Raw genomic sequence first — 17,036 nt, 5'->3', positions numbered from 1 at the left:
GCCCGGGATGCGGGGCCGTCCGCCTGTCGGTGGAGGACTCAGATGTCGTCCTCGTACGCGGGGCCGCCTTCGTTCTCCAGGGCCTCGAGGCGCCGGGACTTCTCGGCGGTGAAGATCCGGCGGACCCCCGTGCCGCCGAACTCGTCCTCCGGGACCAGCCCGACGCCGTACTTCCGCAGGGCCTTCTCCAGACGCAGACGCTCGTCCACCCGCAGGTCGGCCAGCCCCTTCTCGAAGCGGCGCAGCTGCTCCTTCTCGAGGCCGGCCGCGGTGGCCAGGGTGCGGACACTGACCTGGGCGAGAGCGCGGCCGGCGCGCGCCACGTCGAAGGTAATCGGGGTGGGGTACATCAGACATTCTCGATTCTGCAGTTCTCGACGGGGATCCGGTCCATGATGGCCACGCCCCGGATGAAGGGACAAGGGCGCGCCAGCCTAGAACCCGCTGTGTGACAGGCGCGTCACTGACGGAGACGGCCCCGGCCGACGATCGGGGAGAATATGGCGGTCATCACTTCCCCACCCCCCGAGAAAGGGGGCTCCATGAGCCACGTGACCTCCTCCCCGCCCGCGACAGGGCCGGGTCTCAAGAAGACCCTCTCGTCGCTCGACGCCTACGCCATGGGCTTCGGCGCCATGATCGGCTTCGGCTGGGTCGTCCTCGTGGGCGGCTGGCTCAAGGACGCCGGCACCATGGGCTCGATCATCGCGATCGTCTCCGGCGGCCTGATCATGACCGTCGTCGCGCTGGTGTACGCCGAGCTCGTCGCAGCGATCCCGAAGGCCGGCGGCGAGCATCACTACCTGCTGCGTGGCATGGGCGCGCGGTGGAGCTTCCTCGGTTCGTGGGGCATCACGGGCGGCTACATCTCGATCGTCGCGTTCGAGGCCGTCGCCCTCCCCCGCACCGCCGCGTACATCTGGCCCGAGATCGAGTCGATCCCGCTGTGGAACGCCTTCGGCTCGGACGTCTACCTCGTCTGGGCGCTGGTCGGCGCCGGGGCCGCCGTGGTCATCACCTGGATCAACTACATCGGCGTCAAACTGGCCGGCATCGTGCAGACGATCGTCGTCGCCACGCTGCTCGTCATCGGCGCTCTCCTGGTGTTCGGGGCCGGAACGGGTGGCTCCGTCGCGAACTTCGAGCCCCTCTTCACGGACGCCCGGGGCCTCTTCACGGTGATGGTCGTCGTGCCGTTCCTCTTCGTGGGCTTCGACGTCATCCCGCAGTCGGCCGAGGAGCTCAACATGCCCCCTCGCCGCATGGGCGTGATGATCATCGTCTCGGTGGCCGCCGCGACCCTCTGGTACATCATGGTGATCCTGACGAACGCGTCCTCGATGCCCCGTGAGCAGCTCGTGAACTCCGACCTCGTGACGGCTGACGCCATGGCGGCCCTGTTCCACAGCCCGGCCATGGCCAACGTGCTGCTCGTGGGCGGCATGGCCGGCATCCTCACCTCCTGGATCGCCCTGCTCATGGGCGCGGCTCGCCTGCTCTACGCGATGGGCGTCTCGGGCATGCTGCCCCGCTGGTTCGGACACATCCACCCGAAGTACCGGACCCCGTCGAACGCGGTGCTGTTCATCGGCGTGCTCTCCATCGCGGCGCCGTTCTTCGGCGCGGGCGCCCTGGGCTGGTTCGTCGACTCCGGATCCCCGTCCATCGTGTTCACCTACATGATGGTCTGCGTCGTGTTCCTGCTCCTGCGCCGCCGCGAGCCGGAGATGGACCGCCCCTTCCGCGCGGGCGGCGCGACCGCCGGGCGAGTGCTGGGCGTGACCGGTGTGATCCTCACTGCGGGGCTGCTCAGCCTCTACATTCCGGGGATGCCCGCCTCCATCGCCCCGATGGCCTATGCCTTCTTCGGCCTGTGGTGGCTGCTCGGCTTCGTTTTCCTGTTCCGCATCCCGCGCGGGATCACCCCGGGCGAGGACGCAGAGGAGCGTCTGCTGGAACGTCTGGCGCGTCGCTGACCCACTGCTCCCGCCACGCCGGCGGGACGCGGACGGGCCCGCCTCCGGTCACCGGAGGCGGGCCCGTCGTCGTCGTGGGGTGTCAGTCCTGGACGAAGTACGTCTGCTTGTTGACGAACTCGTCCATGCCGAGCGGGCCGAGCTCGCGGCCGAAACCGGAGCGCTTGACGCCGCCGAACGGGATCTCCGCCCCCTCGCCCGCCGGCGTGTTGACGTTGGCCATGCCGACCTCGAGCTGCCGGGCGATCCGCTCGGCCTTGGCCTCGTCCTGGGAGAACACGGCGCCGCCCAGGCCGTACTGGGAGTCGTTGGCGAGGGCGAGCGCCTCGTCCGCGGACTCCACCTTGTAGACGACGGCGACGGGGCCGAAGAGCTCCTCGCGGTAGGCGTCCATCTCGGAGGTGACGCCCGTGATCACGGCCGGGGCGAAGCGGGCGCCCGCCTCGTCCGTGACGGTCCCGCCGACGTGGACGGTCGCGCCCTGCTGACGGGCCCGCTCCACCTGCTCGGCCAGGCCCTCGGCGGCACCGCGCGAGGACAGCGGGGTGAACACCGTCGGGTCCTCGTCGGCGGCCTCCCCGGGCTTCATGGCGTCGGCCAGGGACACCAGCTCGGCCACGAAGGCGTCATGGATGTCCGCCGAGACGATCATGCGCTTGTTGGAGTTGCAGGCCTGGCCCATGTTGTACATGCGGGTCGCCCACGCGGTGCGGGCGGCCTCGGCCGGATCCTCGGCGTCGAGCACGATGTACGGGTCCGACCCGCCGAGCTCGAGGACGGCCTTCTTGAGGTGCTGGCCCGCGAGCGCGCCGATCACGGAGCCGGCCCGCTCGGAGCCGGTCAGGGAGACGCCGGCCACGCGCGGGTCGGCGATGAACTCGGCGATCTGGTCGTGCGTGGCGAACACGTTGGTGTACACGCCGGCCGGCACGCCGGCGTCGTCCATGATCTGCTGCACGGCCAGGGCCGAGCGCGGGCAGATCTCGGCGTGCTTGAGCACGATCGCGTTGCCGAGCATGAGGTTCGGCGCGGCGAAACGGGCGATCTGGTAGTACGGGAAGTTCCACGGCATGACGCCCAGCAGCACACCCAGGGGCAGGTGGCGGATCATGGCGCGGCCGCCCCCGTAGGTCTCGATGGGGCGGTCCGCGGCGAGGGTGGGGCCCTTGTCCGCGAAGTAGCCGAAGATGGCCGAGCTGAACTCCGCCTCCTCGACGCCCTCGGTCACGCGCTTGCCCATCTCGGTGGCGATGATCTGCGCGAGCTCGTCTTTGCGCTCCTCGAAGAGGTCCGCGACCTTCTGCACGATGGTGGCGCGTTCCTCGATGGGGCGGGCGGCCCATGCGCGCTGGGCGGTCTCGGCGGCGGCCAGCACCTGGTCGACCTCACCGTCGGCGAGGGCGGGGAAGGTCTCCACGACCTGGTCGGTGCTGGGGTCCTGCACGCGATAGCCGGTGGGGGTGCTCATGAGTGGGTCCTCTCGTTGGGGTCCCGGACCACGGCAGTGCCGTCGTCGTCCGGACGGATGATCGGGATGGGTCGGGTCGAGTCCGTCTGCGGCAGGGTCTCGCCACGGAAGTAGGCCGGGTGGCGCAGCCGCGTCCACATCATCAGTACCACGCCGATGGCCAGCACGCCCATGCCCAGGATGAACACGGCGCCGACACCGAACACGGAGGAGCCGGAGCCGTAGTCGGGGTCGGTGGAGTCCATCGCGGTCACGCAGAACATCACCAGCAGCACGAGGCCGCCGATCAGCGGGAACAGGAAGGTGGTGAGGGCGTTGCCCACCGAGGTGAACCACTCGCGGCGGAAGTACCAGACGCAGGCCAGGGCGGTGATGCCGTAGTAGAAGCAGATCATCAGGCCCAGAGCGGTGATGGTGTCCCACAGGGCGTTCTCGGAGAGCAGCCGCGTGACGACGTAGAAGAGGCCGGCGAAGCCCGCGCACACCCAGGTCGCGAAGGCCGGGCTGTTGAACCGGGGGCTCAGCTCGGCGAAGCGCGCGGGCACAGCCCGGTAGAAGCCCATCGCCAGCAGGGTGCGGGCCGGGGAGACCATGGTGGACTGCAGGGAGGCCAGGGAGCTGACGAGGATCGCGCTGGACATGATCACGGCAAAGGGGCCCAGGATCGGGCCGGCGAGGACCGCGAAGATCGACTCCTGGTTGTCCGGGTTGCCCGCGCCCAGGCCCTCGGAGCCGATGCCCGCCCAGGAGATCACGGCCAGGGCGGACAGGATGTAGACGGCGATGATGACGAACACGGTGACGGCGGCGGCCCGGCCGGGGGTGCGCTCGGGGTCCTTGGTCTCCTCGTTCATCGTGAGGGTCACGTCCCAGCCCCAGAACAGGAAGATGGACAGGGAGACGCCGGCCGCGACCACACTGAAGTCGCCCGCGGTGAACGGGTTGAACCAGTCCAGCTGCACCGGGGTGGGGTCGAAGCCCGCGCCACGGGAGGACTGCGTCAGGGCGGCGACCGCGAACGCACCGAGGGCCAGGATCTGGAAGGCCACCAGGATGTACTGCAGGTGCTTGGTGGTCTCCATGCCGCGGTGCGAGATCCATCCGGCCAGGGCCAGGTACACCAGGGTCAGGGGGATGTTGACCCACAGGTTGCCGGCCAGGTCCGCGATGGCCTGGCTCCCGGTGATCTGGGCGAGCAGCAGGAACGTGAAGTCGACGGCGACGGCCGCCAGGTTGGACAGCACGATCACGGAGGCGGCGATGAGCCCCCAGCCGCCCATCCACCCGACATACGGCCCGAAGGCGTGCGTGGCCCAGGTGAACGACGTGCCGGAGTCCGGCACCCGCGTGTTCAGCGCCCGGTAGCCGAGGGCCACCAGGAGCATCGGGATGAAGCCGAGCAGCAGGATCGCGGGCACGTGGGTGCCGACGGTGCTGATGGTCGGCCCGAGGCCCGAGGTCAACGTGTAGGCGGGGGCGACGACGGAGACGCCGATCACCACCGCCCCGAGCAGGCCGACCTTGCCGGCCTGGAGCCCCTTGTTGCTCACCCCGCCCGGGTTGAGCAGGTTGACCTGCTCGATGGCGGAGGTGGTCGGGTACACGTGCTCGTGTCCCTCATTGTCGACGACGCGGCGTCGTGGGGTGGATGCGCTCATGAGGATGTCCTTGTCCGTCGGGCCGGTCAGCCGGTGGGCTGCCCCGCGTCGGTGGCTTCCCGCTCGGCGATGGCCAGGGCGGCGGCCTCGCCCATGCGGATCGCGCCGTCCACGTGCTGGTAGCCCTCGGCTGCGATGTCCGAGCACGCGTAGTGGATGGGACCGGTCGGGCGGTTCTGGAGGTGGCCCCAGCGGGAGAGCCCGCCGAGGTCGTAGCTGGTGGCGTAGGCGCCTCGGGTCCACTCCTCGGCGGCCATGTCCGAGAGGAAGAACGCGATCGGCTCGAGGGTCCGGGGGCCGAGGTACTCGGCCATGGCGCCGAGGATCGCGGCCTTGCGCTCCTCCTCCGGCAGGGCCCACATCTGCTCCGCGTACACGTCGGACACGAAGCCGACGAGGGTGCCGTGCGGGTCCTCCTTGCCCGGGGCGCCACCGGCCAGGTTCTCGCCGCGGTTGGTGTTGTCATAGATCTCCTGGACGAGACGGCCCCCACCGAAGCACGTGCCGGACAGGCCCTCCTCGCGCCAGAACGGGGTCTCGTACACGGCGTGCACCTTGATGACCAGGCCCATGGAGATGTGCTGGTGCGCGATCTGCTGCTCGCGCGGCATCGGCGGCTCGAAGGAGATGCGGCTGTAGAGGTTCGGCGGGACGGCCAGGACCGCGTAGCGGGCGTGCACCTCGTAGTCGTCAGTGAGCGCCACGACGTCGCCGGCGGCGCCGTCGTGCGCCACGCCGTTGCGCACGTCCGCGGCCACCCCGTTCTTCTCGTCCGCGGTGGACGGGTCCGGCTCGGCCCAGCGCAGGGTGCGCACCGGCTGGCCGAGGACGACGTCGTCGCCCAGCTCGGCGGCCATGGCCAGGGACACGGACTGCATGCCGCCCTCGACGCGCTTGTCCAGGATGAAGTCCTCGTCCACCAGGTTGCGGAACGACCCGGCCGAGGCGGACATGAGCAGCGCCTGGAGCAGGGAGAAGGTGTGGGAGGGCTTGGTCAGCATGCCGGAGGCGATGTAGATGGAGACGTTGTCGATGGCCTCCGGGTCGTCGGACTGCTGCTCCAGCCAGTGCCGGAAGGAGATCTTGTCCAGCTCGGCGGCCCGCGGGTGCTCCCACGGGGCGGCGGCGTCGATCTCGGCGGTCAGTTCGTCGATCTTGGCGATCAGGCGATCCATCTCCCGGTCCGTCTTCTCGGCCACCGGGAAGTCGAGGCCGTCGTAGACGTGGCGTTCTCCGCGCGGGTCCACGTAGACGTTGCGACCGTCGCGGAAGCGGGAGAACGTCGGCAGGCCGAGCTCCTCCACCAGGGAGATGAGGCGGGTCTGGTCCGGGGAGATCCACTGGCCGCCGATCTCGATGAAGTGGTCCTTGCCGTCGGCGCCCTCGACCAGGCCGTTCCAGGTGCGGCCGCCGACGCGCCGGCGAGCCTCCAGGACGGTGACGGACAGGCCCTGGGCCTTCGCGGTGCGGGCGGCCATGAGGCCGGCCGGGCCGGCGCCGATCACGACGACGTCGCTCGTCCGGCGCTCGCGGCCGGCGGTGGCGGGGGCGGTGGTCATGGGGTGCTCCTCTGGCGGGGACGGGGCATCGGGCGGGGCCCGGGTGAATGCCGTTCATTTAGAGTGTCGGCGCTCACTGTACGGGCCGCGCGCCGGGAAGGGAAGGCTGGTCCGTAGCCGGCCTGACACCTCCTGCCCGTCCGACGGGTCAGAATGGCCGGATGGACGAGACCACTGAACCGCCCCGGGCGCGCCGCCGCCGCGGACGACCTCTCTCCCCCGCTCTGAGCCGCGAAGCGATCGCGGACGCGGCGCTCGCGGTCGCCCGCACCGAGGGATACGAAGGGCTCACCATGGCGGCGGTCGGCCGTCGCCTGGGCGTGGCGCCGAGCGCGCTCTACAACCACATCAGCGGCAAGCATGAGCTGCTCGTCCTGCTGCAGGACGCCGTGATGGGCGAGGTCTCGCTCGTCGAGCTGGAGGCCGCGATCCGGGGCGAGGTGCCCGTCGTCGCCGCCCTGCGGGCGTGGGCGCGCTCCTACCGCGACGTCTTCGCGGCCCATCCGCCGCTGATCCCGCTCATCGCGACCCTGCCGATCGAGGGAGCCCCGTCGACGCAGCGGGTCTACGAGACGGTGTGCGCGGTGTTGGCCCGGACCGGTCTGGCGCCGGAGCAGGTGCTGGCCCGGGTGATCGCGCTCGAGTCGTTCATCTACGGGTCTGCGTACGACGTCGACGCTCCGGCCGACATCTTCGAGGTGGCGGGGGCGCAGGAGCGCCTGCCCGCGCTTGGCGCGGCCGCCGAGGCCTTCCGGGCGGGCGGGGGCACGCGCGCGACGGGGGCGCGGAACCCCTATGCGGACGCACCCTTCGAGGAGGGACTGGACCTGCTGCTCGCGGGCCTCGGCGACTGACCCGCGGACTGCCGGCCGCGTGTCAGGCCGGCACGGACGCGCCGCCCCTGTGTGTGAGAGGGGCGGCGCGTCGACGGGGCCGTGTGCGGCGGGCCGTCAGCGGGTCAGGCCGAGACGACGACGCGCCGCGACCAGCACCCCCGCGGCGGCGGCGCCGAGGCCGGCCAGCCACCAGCCGGTGGACTGCCCCGTCTCGACGGTGTCCGGGGTCGTGTGCTGCTCGTCGGCGTCGCCCTCGACCGGAGCGGTCTGCTCCTCCTCATCCTCCGGAGCCGGGGCGGCCTCGTCGCCCCGGAACGCGGCGAGCGCCGCTGCGGTGTCCGGGTCGGTCAGGTCGAGCGGCTTCCCGTTGAGGACGCCGTCCTCGGCATCGAGGAAGCCGTCGTACGCGGCGGAGATCTCCTCGCCGACATGCACGGTGACGGTCTGGACGTGGGCGACGTGGTCGCTGTGGAAGTCGACGGTGAAGGTGTCCGTACCGACGAAGCCCTCGTCGGGGATGTACCAGGCACGGAGCTCGGAGTGCTCCGAGTCACGGAACGCGAAGACCTCACCGTGGGCCGGTTCGGCCACGACCGTCGCGTAGGTGTTCTCCATCGTCGGCGCGGCGACCAGGTGGACGATCTCGGCGCCCGCCACCCCGGGTGCCAACTGCACGGCCGAGTCCCAGGCCAGGGGCCGGTCCCCGAGGTGGGCCATCTGCGGGCCGTCGACGGCGTGCACGGCCGCCCCCTGATCGTCGGCGAGGTCGGCGTCCGCCTGGAGCGTGATGCCCATGTTCAGCATCTGCCCGTCGGCCACGACGTCGTACCGCACGAGGCCTTCACCGGCCGCGCCGAGCGCGCGGCGGGTCTCCAGGACGTCCACCGCGCCGCCGTCGATGACGTCCAGGCCGGTGAACTCCACCTCCTGGCCGCCCTCCAGGCGGGTGCCGTCCTCGGCCACCGGGGTGAGCGTGAGCGTGAGGTCCTCCGGGTCGTAGCCGTCGTAGGTCTGGAAGAAGGCGGCGGTGACGTTCTCGTGGTCGACGGCCTGGAAGTAGCCGGCCTGGGGGCCATGGGCGTCGTCCCAGGCCGCGGCGGGGCCGGCGAGGGCGACGGTGGTGATGAGGCCGGCGGCGGCGACGGCGGCGGGCAGGTGACGGAGGGAGGGACGACGGGTACGGATGACGGACATGGCAGCTCCTCACTGAGTCAACCGGACAGGGCCGGCGGCCCCCGCCTCTGCAGCACCGGTGGTCCGGGCTCCACGGGTGGAGACGCCTCGAGTCTGTCCGCCGAGAGCCTGCCGTGAAAGGGCTGTGCGACGTCGATGCGTGATCGACGCTGGACCGCAACCCGGTCGTGACCGGTGGTTCTCGACGGCGAGCTGGCCGTCACGACGACGAAGGCCCGGTCCGCACGGACCGGGCCTTCTGACTGGTGGAGGTAAGGGGATTCGAACCCCTGACCTTCTGCATGCCATGCAGACGCGCTACCAACTGCGCCATACCCCCAGGTGGGTGGTGACTCCGTTTCCGGCGGACCGGCCGGAGCACCTGAACAGAATACCCGGCCTGCGGCAACCGCGCAAACCGGCCGGGCGGCGTCGATGGACCGCCGCGACGCCACGGCCTAGCGTGCAGGAGACGCCCCCATGCCCCCCCGCCAGCCCAGGAGGTCCTGCATGTCCCGCACTGACGCACCGATCCGCACCGCCCTGATCGGCTACGGGTTCGCCGGGAAGACGTTCCACGTCCCCCTGCTCCACGCCACGGAGGGACTCGCTCTCACCCATGTCGTCTCGAGCCGCCCGGACGCGGTGCACGCGGACCTGCCGGACGTCGTCGTGGTGCCTGACGTGGACAAGCTCCTGGCTCGCCACGACGTGGACCTCGTGGTGATCGCCGCCCCGAACGACCAACACGCGCCGCTCGCGCGCACGGCCCTGAGGGCGGGTAGGCACGTGGTGGTGGACAAGCCCTTCACGCTGAGTCTCGCCGAGGCGCGGGAGCTTCGCGACCTCGCGGTCGAGACCGGGCGGGTGCTGCGGGTGTTCCAGAACCGCCGCTTCGACAGCGACTTCCTGGGCATCGCCGAGCTGGTCCGCTCCGGCCGGCTCGGGGACGTCGTCCACCTCGAGTCCCGGATCGACCGCTTCCGCCCGACCGTCCGGGACCGCTGGCGGGAAGCCGCGGTGCCCGGGGGCGGCATCTGGTTCGACCTCGGACCGCACCTGGTCGACCAGGCGCTCCTGCTCTTCGGTGTCCCCGAACGCGTAGACGCCGACCTCGCGGCCCTGCGTCCGGGCGCCCCGGTCGAGGACTGGGCGCACTGCGTGCTGCAGTACCCGGGCCGGCGCGTGGTCCTGCAGGCGTCGATGCTCGTGGCCGGCGGCAGCCCGCGCTTCGCGGTCCACGGCACGCGTGGCTCCGCGGTGAAGAAACTGCCGGATCGGCAGGAGGTTCAGCTGCGCGCTGGTCTGCTCCCCGGCGCCGAGGGCTGGGGCGTCGATCCGGACCCGATCCTCCTGCACGACGGGGAGGGGAACACCGAGCGCGTCCCCGCGCCGATCGGAGCCCAGCAGCGGTCCTACGCGGGCGTGCGCGACGCGATCCTGGGCCGCGCGAGCAGCGACGCCGCCACCCCCGACCAGGCCGTCGCCGTGATGGCGGTGCTCGAGGCCGCCGTCGCCTCGGCGCGGGAGGGCCGTGCGGTGGAACCCGCACTCACGGCGGCGGAGCGCGCAGCGTACCCCGGCGTGTCCCCCGCACCGACCGCGGCGGAGCGACATCACCGCAGTGCAGAACCGCGGTGATGTCGCGGGGCGGCGGTCGCCTCCCGGCCCCGCACGGGAGTCCGACGACGACGAAGGCCCGGTCCGTGTGGACCGGGCCTTCTGACTGGTGGAGGTAAGGGGATTCGAACCCCTGACCTTCTGCATGCCATGCAGACGCGCTACCAACTGCGCCATACCCCCAGATGTGGGCGCCACCCGCGATCTTCACGCGCCGTTTCCGGCCCGTTCGCCTCGCTGGCAACTCGACCAGCGTACACGGTCCCCGTGCGGGCGCCAAATCGGCGTCCAGGCCGGGGCGCCCTCAGATGCCGTAACCCTCGAGGGTCCAATCGCCCCAGCCCTCGGCCCCGGTGTCGGCAGTGAACGCGCCCTGCAGCACGGCGGCGCGGGCGTTGCCGATCCGTTCCATCGCCGCGAAGGCCTCGCCCTCGTGACGCAGGAGCAGCCCCGTGGCCGCGCGGATCAGCGCACCGTGGGCCACGACGAGCAGGGTGTGGGCACCACCGTCGCGCGGGGTGTCCGCCCAGTGCGGGGGAACGTGTCCGCGCAGCGCACGCAGGGCCCGCTCGCCGCCCCCGCGCAGGGTCTCCCCGCCCACGGGGCCGGCGTCGAGCGCCGGCTCGGCCCGCCAAAGGCGGTGCTCGTCCGGCCAGCGTTCCGCGATGGCACTGAGCTCCAGGCCCTCCCACTCTCCCCCGGCCAGCTCCATCAGCTCCGGGTCGACGGCCACGGACGCCGCGCCCACCCGGGCCTGGAGGACGATCTCGGCCGTGCGCCGCGCCCGGGCCAGCGGGGAGCAGACGGCCACGAGCTCCTCCGCGACCTCGATCAGGTCGCCCACGGGGCCGCCGGCGGCGCGGCGCGCCTGGCGCTCCCCCTCGGCGTTCAGCTCGATGTCCGTGTGCCCCTGGTAGCGGTCCAGGGCGTTCCAGTCGGTCTCGCCGTGACGCAGCAGGATCAGGCGCATCTCGCGACCGCGCTCAGGAGGCGTGCGAGGCGGAGGCGCCGTCGTCCTGGGCGGCCGCGTCCGGTCGGGTGCTCTCCTCCGGCAGGCCGAGGTCGATCGCCGGGGTGTCCTTCCACAGGCGGTCCAGCGCGTAGAACTCGCGGTCCTCGCGATGCTGGACGTGCACCACGAAGTGCCCGTAGTCGAGCAGCACCCAGTGGCCGTCAGACCGGCCCTCGCGACGCAGCGGCTTGAGCTGCTCGTCCTTCAGCAGCGCCTCCTCGACGCCGTCGACGATCGCGTTGACCTGACGCTCCGAGGCGCCGGAGGCGATCAGGAAGGCGTCGGTCAGGCCGAGCCGCTCGGCGACGTCGAACGCGACGATGTGCGTGCCGAGCTTGTCCGCGGCGGCGGCCGCGGCGGTGGTGAGGGCGTCCAGGGTGGTCTGGGGAACGGTCACGAGGTCTCCTCTTCCGAGACGTAGAGGTGGTGCTTGGCGATGTACTGGACGACGCCGTCCGGGACGAGATACCAGACGGGCCGGCCCCGGCGGACGCGCTCCCGGCAGTCCGTGGAGGAGATCGCCATGGCGGGGATCTCCATCAGGGACACGTCATCGCCCAGGCCCATGTCCGAGAGGTCGTGGCCGGGACGGGTGACACCGACGAAGTGCGCCAGGCCCCAGAGTTCGTCCACGTCCTTCCACGTGAGGATCTGGCCCATGGCGTCCGCGCCGGTGATGAAGAACAGCTCGGCGTCCGGGTGCAGGCGGCGCAGGTCCCGCAGCGTGTCCACGGTGTAGGTGGCGCCGGGGCGGTCGATGTCCACCCGGGAGACGGTGAACCGGGGGTTGGAGGCGGTGGCCACCACGGTCATGAGGTAGCGGTCCTCGGCCGGGGAGACCTGCCGGTCCGACTTCTGCCACGGCTGACCCGTGGGGACGAAGATGACCTCGTCCAGCGCGAACTCGGCGGCCACCTCAGAGGCGGCCACGAGGTGCCCGTGGTGGATCGGGTCGAAGGTGCCGCCCATGATGCCGAGGCGACGACGGCGCACGCCCCCGGCGGTGGGCTCGGGGACGGGGGTGCGGGAGGCGACGGTCATGCGCTCAGGAGACGAACGGACGGCCCGCCGCGTCGCCCCCGGCGGAGGCGGCGACGCGGCGGGCCGGTGAGACGTCAGTGACCGGAGGTGTGCGAGCCGCGGCCGGTGCCGTGGTGCTGGACCGCGGTGGTGGGCTCGGGCAGGCGCAGCGCGCGGGAGCGCATGGACATGGTGGCGGCCAGGGCGGCCATCAGCAGCGCGAAGACGAGCAGGCCGTACCAGATGGGGTCCATCGGCAGCTCGTTGACGACGTGGTGGCCCTCCTCGGCGGCGGCCAGGATCAGGGAGGTGTTCAGCATGGATGCTCCTCGGTGCAGCGGGTCAGACGGCCGGGCCGGGGCCGGGCCGAAGGGGTCCTGGTGTCCATCGTAGCCCGGCTCAGCGGCGGATCTGCCCGTCGCCGCGCAGGATCCACTTGGTGGTCGTGAGCTCCTCCAGGCCCATGGGCCCGCGGGCGTGCATCTTCTGGGTGGAGATGCCCACTTCGGCGCCGAGGCCGAGCTCGCCGCCGTCGGTGAAGCGCGTGGACGCGTTCACGATGACGGCCGCGGCGTCCACCTCGGTGATGAACCGCTCGGCCGCGGCCAGGTCGTTCGTGACGATGGCCTCGGTGTGGCCCGTGGACCACCGGCCGATGTGCTCGATCGCCTGGTCGAGGGAGTCCACGACGCGCACGGCCATCTCCATGTCCAGGTACTCGGTGCCCCAGTCCTCCTCGGTGGCGTCCACGGCGTCCCGGGCGTGGTCGCCGCGGTCGGCGAGCGTGGGCAGCCAGGCCCGCGCGGCCTCGTCCACGTGCAGCAGCACGCCGGCACGGGTGAGGGCGCGCAGCACTTCTCGGCCCACCTCCTCCGCGTCCCGGTGGAGCAGCAGGGTCTCGGCCGCATTGCACACGGAGGTGCGGTGGGTCTTCGAGTTGAGCACGATGTCCACCGCCATCTGCTTGGGTGCGGAGGCGTCCACGTACAGGTGCACGTTGCCCTCACCCGTCTCGATCACGGGCACCCGGGCCTCACGGACCACGCGCTGGATCAGCTCACGGCCGCCGCGCGGGACGAGGACGTCCACCGCGCCACGGGCGGCCATCAGGGCGGCGACGCCAGGACGTCCGAGGTCGTCGATGCCCTGGATGATGTTGGGGTCGAAGCCCTGGTCCACGAGCGCCTCCCGCAGCACCTGGATCAGGACCGCATTGGTGGACTCCGCGGCCGAGCCGCCGCGCAGGATCACGCCGTTGCCCGACTTCAGGGCGATGCCGGCGATGTCCACCGTGACGTTCGGACGGGCCTCGTACACGGCGCCCACGACGCCCAGGGGCACCCGCACCTGGCTCATCCGCACGCCGTTGGGCAGCGGGCCGCCGCGGACCACGGTGCCCACGGGGTCCGGCAGGCCGGCCAGGGTCTCCAGGGCGAGGGCCAGCGCCTCGACGCGCGCCTCGTCCAGCTTGAGGCGGTCCAGCATGGCCGCCGAGGTGCCGGCCTCGCGGCCGCGGCTGCGGTCCTCGCGGTTGGCCGTGATGATCGCGGCCGCGTTGGCGCGCAGGGCCTCGGCCATGTGGCGCAGGACGGCGTCCTTGCGGACGCGGCCGGCGGTGGCCAGCTCGGGCACGGCCTGACGCGCCCACTCGGCCCGTTGGCGGACGGCCTCCTCGACCTCGGGCGTCGGCGCCTCGGCGTCCTGGCGGCCGGACTGATCCTGGGGTGCGGTGCTCTCGGTGGTCTGCATGCCCCCAGCCTATCGAGCGCCCCGGACGAGGCACGAGGCCCCGGTCCGTCGCCGCGGCCGGAGCCCGTGCCGGTCAGCGCTGCGGCGGAGCCAGGCGCACCCAGTCGTCGGCGTGCACGACGACGCCGTCGTAGCCCGCGCCCAGGTCCTCGCGGAGGTCGGCGGTCGTCCGCCCGAGCATGGCGGGCAGCTGCGACGAGGAGTACTGCACGAGGCCGCGCGCCCGCACCCGGCCGTGCGCGTCCACGATCTCGACGACGTCGCCCGGCGTGAAGTCGCCCGTGCAGCCGGTGATGCCCGCGGCCAGCAGGGAGCGGCCGCGGTCGATCGCCCCGGCCACCGCGCCGTCGTCGATGACGAGCCGGCCCCGGACCTCCGCCGTGAGGCCGAGCCACGCCGCGCGCGCGGACCGGCGGCGGCCGGTGGCGGAGAACCACGTGCCCACGTCCTCCCCCGCGAACGCGGCGCCCGCGTTCGCGGCCGAGGTGAGCAGGGTCGGGATGCCGGTGGTGGCCGCGATGCCGGCCGCGTCCACCTTGGTCACCATGCCGCCCGTGCCCACGCCCGCGGAACCGGGCACGCGCACGTCGACGCCGGCCAGATCGTCGTCCGAGGTGACCTCCGGGATGCGCCGTGCGTCCGGGTTCGAGGGGTGGCCCGTGTAGAGGGCGTCCACGTCCGAGAGCAGGACCAGCAGGTCCGCCTTGCAGAGGTTGGCGGTGAGGGCCGCGAGGCGGTCGTTGTCGCCGAAGCGGATCTCGCGCGTGGCCACGGCGTCGTTCTCGTTCACGATCGGCATCACGTCGAGCGTGAGCAGCCGCGACAGGGCGCGGTGCGCGTTCGTGTACTGGGTGCGCCGCATGAGCTCCTCGGCGGTGAGGAGCACCTGCGCCACCTCCGTGTCGTGCCGGCCGAAGCTCGTGGTGTAGTGCGCCATGAGCTTGCTCTGGCCGACCGCCGCCGAGGCCTGCTGGGTGGCGGTGTCCTTGGGGCGTCGGCCCAGCCCGAGGTGGGGGAAGCCGGCCGCGACGGCACCGGAGGACACGAGCACCACCTGGGTGCCCTTCTGCCGCTCGGCGGCGAGGACGTCCACGAGCCGGTCGATGGCCTCCACGTCCAGGCCGTCCGGGGTGGTCAACGAGGACGAGCCGATCTTCACGACCACTCGGCGTGCGGCCTGCATCGTCTCCCGCGAGGTCACGGGGTTGGCCCGCGGGTCCTCAGAGCCGCGCGTGGCGGGGGTCGGATAGCGGGTGACGACGGTGCGCCGCACGGACATGGATCATCCCTCTCGATCGTCGGTGTCGGTCCACAGGCCGGAGCGTCGCTCGGCCTCCATCTCGGCCCGGGTCGCCGCACGGGCGGCCCGGCGGGCATCCTGCTCGGCGCGCTTCTCCGCGCGGGTCGCGCGGGTGCGCTCGTCGAGCCGCAGGTCGGTGCCACGGGGCCCGGCGAGCAGCTCGGCTCCCGCGGACAGCGTGGGCTCCCAGTCGAAGACCACGCCCGTGACGTCGTCGCCGATCACGACGGCGTCGCCCGGCCTCGCACCGGCCTTGAACAGGCCGTCCTCGACGCCGGCCCGCTGGAGCCGGTCCGCAAGGTAGCCGATCGCCTCGTCGTTCTGGAAGTCCGTCTGGGCGACCCACCGCTCGGGCTTCTCGCCGCGCACGCGGAACAGCGGCTCGAGGTTGCGTTCCTCGCGGCGGATCGTGAATTCGGCCCGCTCGCCACGGCGGCGATGCCGGCGCGGCACCTCGACGGGCGCGGCCGGCGCGGGCTCGACCACCCGGGAACGGGCCTCCGCCACGAGCTCGGCCATGGCGTACTTGAGGGCGTCCAGGCCCTCGCGGGCCAGCGCGGAGATGTCGAAGACCCGCAGGCCACGGCCCTCGAGCTCGTCGCGGACCATGTCCGCCATCGCGGCGCCGTCGGGCAGGTCGGTCTTGTTCAGGGCGATGAGGCGGGGCCGCTCGTTCAGCGGTACGACGCCCTCCCCGCCCTGGGAGAAGACGGGCTCCACCGCGTAGGCCTCGAGCTCGGCCTCGATGGCCTCGAAGTCGGCGATCGGGTCGCGGTCGGACTCGAGGCTGCCGCAGTCGAGGACGTGCACGAGCGCGGCGCAGCGCTCGACGTGGCGCAGGAACTCCAGGCCGAGGCCGCGGCCCTCCGAGGCACCGGGGATCAGGCCCGGGACGTCGGCCACGGTGAAGCGCACGTCGCCGGCCTGCACGACCCCGAGGTTGGGCACGAGCGTGGTGAACGGGTAGTCCGCGATCTTGGGACGGGCCGCAGACAGGGCAGCGATGAGGGAGGACTTGCCGGCCGAGGGGAAGCCCACGAGCGCGACGTCCGCCACGGTCTTGATCTCGAGCGTCAGGTCCCGGCTCTCCCCCGGCAGGCCGAGCAGCGCGAAGCCGGGCGCCTTGCGCTTCACGGAGGCCAGAGCCGCGTTGCCGAGGCCGCCCTGACCGCCGGCGGCGGCGACGTAGGTCGCGCCCTCCCCCACGAGATCGGCCACGATGTTGCCCTGCTCATCCTTGACCACCGTGCCGTCCGGCACGGGCAGCACGAGCGACTGGCCTTTCTTGCCCTCGCGGTGGTCGCCCATGCCCGGCTGGCCGTTCTCAGCGGACCGGTGCGGGGCGTGGTGGTAGTCCAGCAGCGTGGTGGTCTGCGAGTCCACCACGAGGGTGATGTCGCCGCCGTCGCCCCCGTCGCCGCCGTCGGGGCCACCCAGGGGCTTGAACTTCTCGCGATGCACGGAGACGCACCCGTGCCCGCCGTTGCCGGCGGTGAGGTGGAGGACCACGCGGTCCACGAAGGCTGCCATGGGAGTGCTCCTAGGGGCTGGAGGGATCGGACTCAGACGGCCCAGGGGCCGGAGACGCCGACGGCGGGGGCGGGTCCGGTGGATGCCGGGCCCGCCCCCGCCGGGGCGTCAGGGGGTGCGGGTGTCCTCGCCGGG

General features: G+C 72.3%; 15 protein-coding genes and 2 tRNA genes. 3 read left to right on the top strand and 14 right to left on the bottom strand.

The genetic code is table 11. The features are described from left to right. Positions 1-38 precede the first annotated feature (38 nt). Positions 39-350, bottom strand: a complete 312-nt coding sequence (locus AC3RJ9_RS04775; RefSeq protein ID WP_100057717.1) for a hypothetical protein — start codon at positions 348-350, stop codon at positions 39-41. Between the two features lie 192 nt (positions 351-542). Between AC3RJ9_RS04775 and AC3RJ9_RS04770 the strand changes: the two genes are divergently transcribed. Then, the gene (locus AC3RJ9_RS04770; protein ID WP_073115388.1) at positions 543-1,976 is read left to right on the top strand and encodes an APC family permease; all 1,434 of its coding nucleotides are present in this window, start codon (positions 543-545) and stop codon (positions 1,974-1,976) included. An 82-nt stretch (positions 1,977-2,058) separates the two neighbouring features. On the opposite strand, the gene AC3RJ9_RS04765 is transcribed toward AC3RJ9_RS04770, so the two are convergent. From AC3RJ9_RS04765 to AC3RJ9_RS04755, 3 genes are read right to left on the bottom strand one after another with little or no spacing between them, the layout of a single operon-like run. Next, positions 2,059-3,444, bottom strand: coding sequence for an NAD-dependent succinate-semialdehyde dehydrogenase (locus AC3RJ9_RS04765; protein ID WP_206495684.1), 1,386 nt, complete (start codon positions 3,442-3,444; stop codon positions 2,059-2,061). Beyond that, positions 3,441-5,102 carry an APC family permease gene (locus AC3RJ9_RS04760; protein WP_489727720.1) on the bottom strand — a complete coding sequence of 554 codons (1,662 nt, stop codon included), beginning with the start codon at positions 5,100-5,102 and terminating at the stop codon, positions 3,441-3,443. The genes AC3RJ9_RS04765 and AC3RJ9_RS04760 overlap by 4 nt, the downstream gene beginning before the upstream one ends. A gap of 26 nt (positions 5,103-5,128) precedes the next feature. After that, on the bottom strand, positions 5,129-6,661 hold the full coding sequence (locus AC3RJ9_RS04755) for a flavin monoamine oxidase family protein (protein ID WP_041103003.1): 1,533 nt from the start codon (positions 6,659-6,661) through the stop codon (positions 5,129-5,131). Between the two features lie 161 nt (positions 6,662-6,822). On the opposite strand from AC3RJ9_RS04755, the gene AC3RJ9_RS04750 reads away from it, so the two are divergent. Further along, positions 6,823-7,515 (top strand): TetR/AcrR family transcriptional regulator, encoded by a 693-nt coding sequence (locus AC3RJ9_RS04750; RefSeq protein WP_036381598.1) that lies wholly within the window; start codon positions 6,823-6,825, stop codon positions 7,513-7,515. 96 nt (positions 7,516-7,611) lie between these two features. Here the strand turns inward: AC3RJ9_RS04750 and AC3RJ9_RS04745 are convergent, their stop codons facing one another. Both AC3RJ9_RS04745 and AC3RJ9_RS04740 read right to left on the bottom strand, forming a co-directional pair. After that, positions 7,612-8,691: a hypothetical protein gene (locus AC3RJ9_RS04745; RefSeq protein WP_036340945.1), complete on the bottom strand. Its 1,080-nt coding sequence runs from the start codon at positions 8,689-8,691 to the stop codon at positions 7,612-7,614. Between the two features lie 243 nt (positions 8,692-8,934). Continuing rightward, positions 8,935-9,010 (bottom strand) — tRNA-Ala (locus AC3RJ9_RS04740). Between the two features lie 170 nt (positions 9,011-9,180). Here AC3RJ9_RS04740 and AC3RJ9_RS04735 point away from each other — a divergent pair. Further along, complete coding sequence (locus tag AC3RJ9_RS04735) at positions 9,181-10,311, top strand: oxidoreductase (RefSeq protein WP_127434962.1); 1,131 nt, start codon at positions 9,181-9,183, stop codon at positions 10,309-10,311. An 86-nt stretch (positions 10,312-10,397) separates the two neighbouring features. On the opposite strand, the gene AC3RJ9_RS04730 is transcribed toward AC3RJ9_RS04735, so the two are convergent. From AC3RJ9_RS04730 to obgE, 8 genes are all read right to left on the bottom strand, one after another. Then, a tRNA-Ala gene (locus AC3RJ9_RS04730) sits at positions 10,398-10,473 on the bottom strand. A gap of 121 nt (positions 10,474-10,594) precedes the next feature. Further along, positions 10,595-11,260, bottom strand: coding sequence for a histidine phosphatase family protein (locus AC3RJ9_RS04725; RefSeq protein ID WP_123244144.1), 666 nt, complete (start codon positions 11,258-11,260; stop codon positions 10,595-10,597). A 13-nt stretch (positions 11,261-11,273) separates the two neighbouring features. After that, positions 11,274-11,699 (bottom strand): ribosome silencing factor, encoded by a 426-nt coding sequence (rsfS, locus tag AC3RJ9_RS04720; RefSeq protein ID WP_002853902.1) that lies wholly within the window; start codon positions 11,697-11,699, stop codon positions 11,274-11,276. Beyond that, positions 11,696-12,343: a nicotinate-nucleotide adenylyltransferase gene (gene nadD / locus AC3RJ9_RS04715; protein WP_123244143.1), complete on the bottom strand. Its 648-nt coding sequence runs from the start codon at positions 12,341-12,343 to the stop codon at positions 11,696-11,698. The genes rsfS and nadD overlap by 4 nt, the downstream gene beginning before the upstream one ends. Before the next feature lie 74 nt (positions 12,344-12,417). Next, positions 12,418-12,642: a hypothetical protein gene (locus AC3RJ9_RS04710; RefSeq protein WP_036316935.1), complete on the bottom strand. Its 225-nt coding sequence runs from the start codon at positions 12,640-12,642 to the stop codon at positions 12,418-12,420. 79 nt (positions 12,643-12,721) lie between these two features. Beyond that, positions 12,722-14,071: a glutamate-5-semialdehyde dehydrogenase gene (locus tag AC3RJ9_RS04705; RefSeq protein WP_036316932.1), complete on the bottom strand. Its 1,350-nt coding sequence runs from the start codon at positions 14,069-14,071 to the stop codon at positions 12,722-12,724. A gap of 73 nt (positions 14,072-14,144) precedes the next feature. Next, a complete protein-coding gene (proB, locus tag AC3RJ9_RS04700; RefSeq protein ID WP_036316929.1) occupies positions 14,145-15,350 on the bottom strand; it encodes a glutamate 5-kinase in 1,206 nt (401 codons plus the stop codon). Between the two features lie 3 nt (positions 15,351-15,353). Beyond that, positions 15,354-16,901, bottom strand: coding sequence for a GTPase ObgE (gene obgE / locus AC3RJ9_RS04695; protein ID WP_060973657.1), 1,548 nt, complete (start codon positions 16,899-16,901; stop codon positions 15,354-15,356). Between the last annotated feature and the right edge of the window lie 135 nt (positions 16,902-17,036).

It is taken from the genome of Micrococcus sp. 63XJN7_6_ISO-PGPR-S23-444, assembly GCF_058072765.1.
Note: the sequence above shows the minus strand (reverse complement) of the source record. Positions and strands in the feature narration are given on the sequence as shown.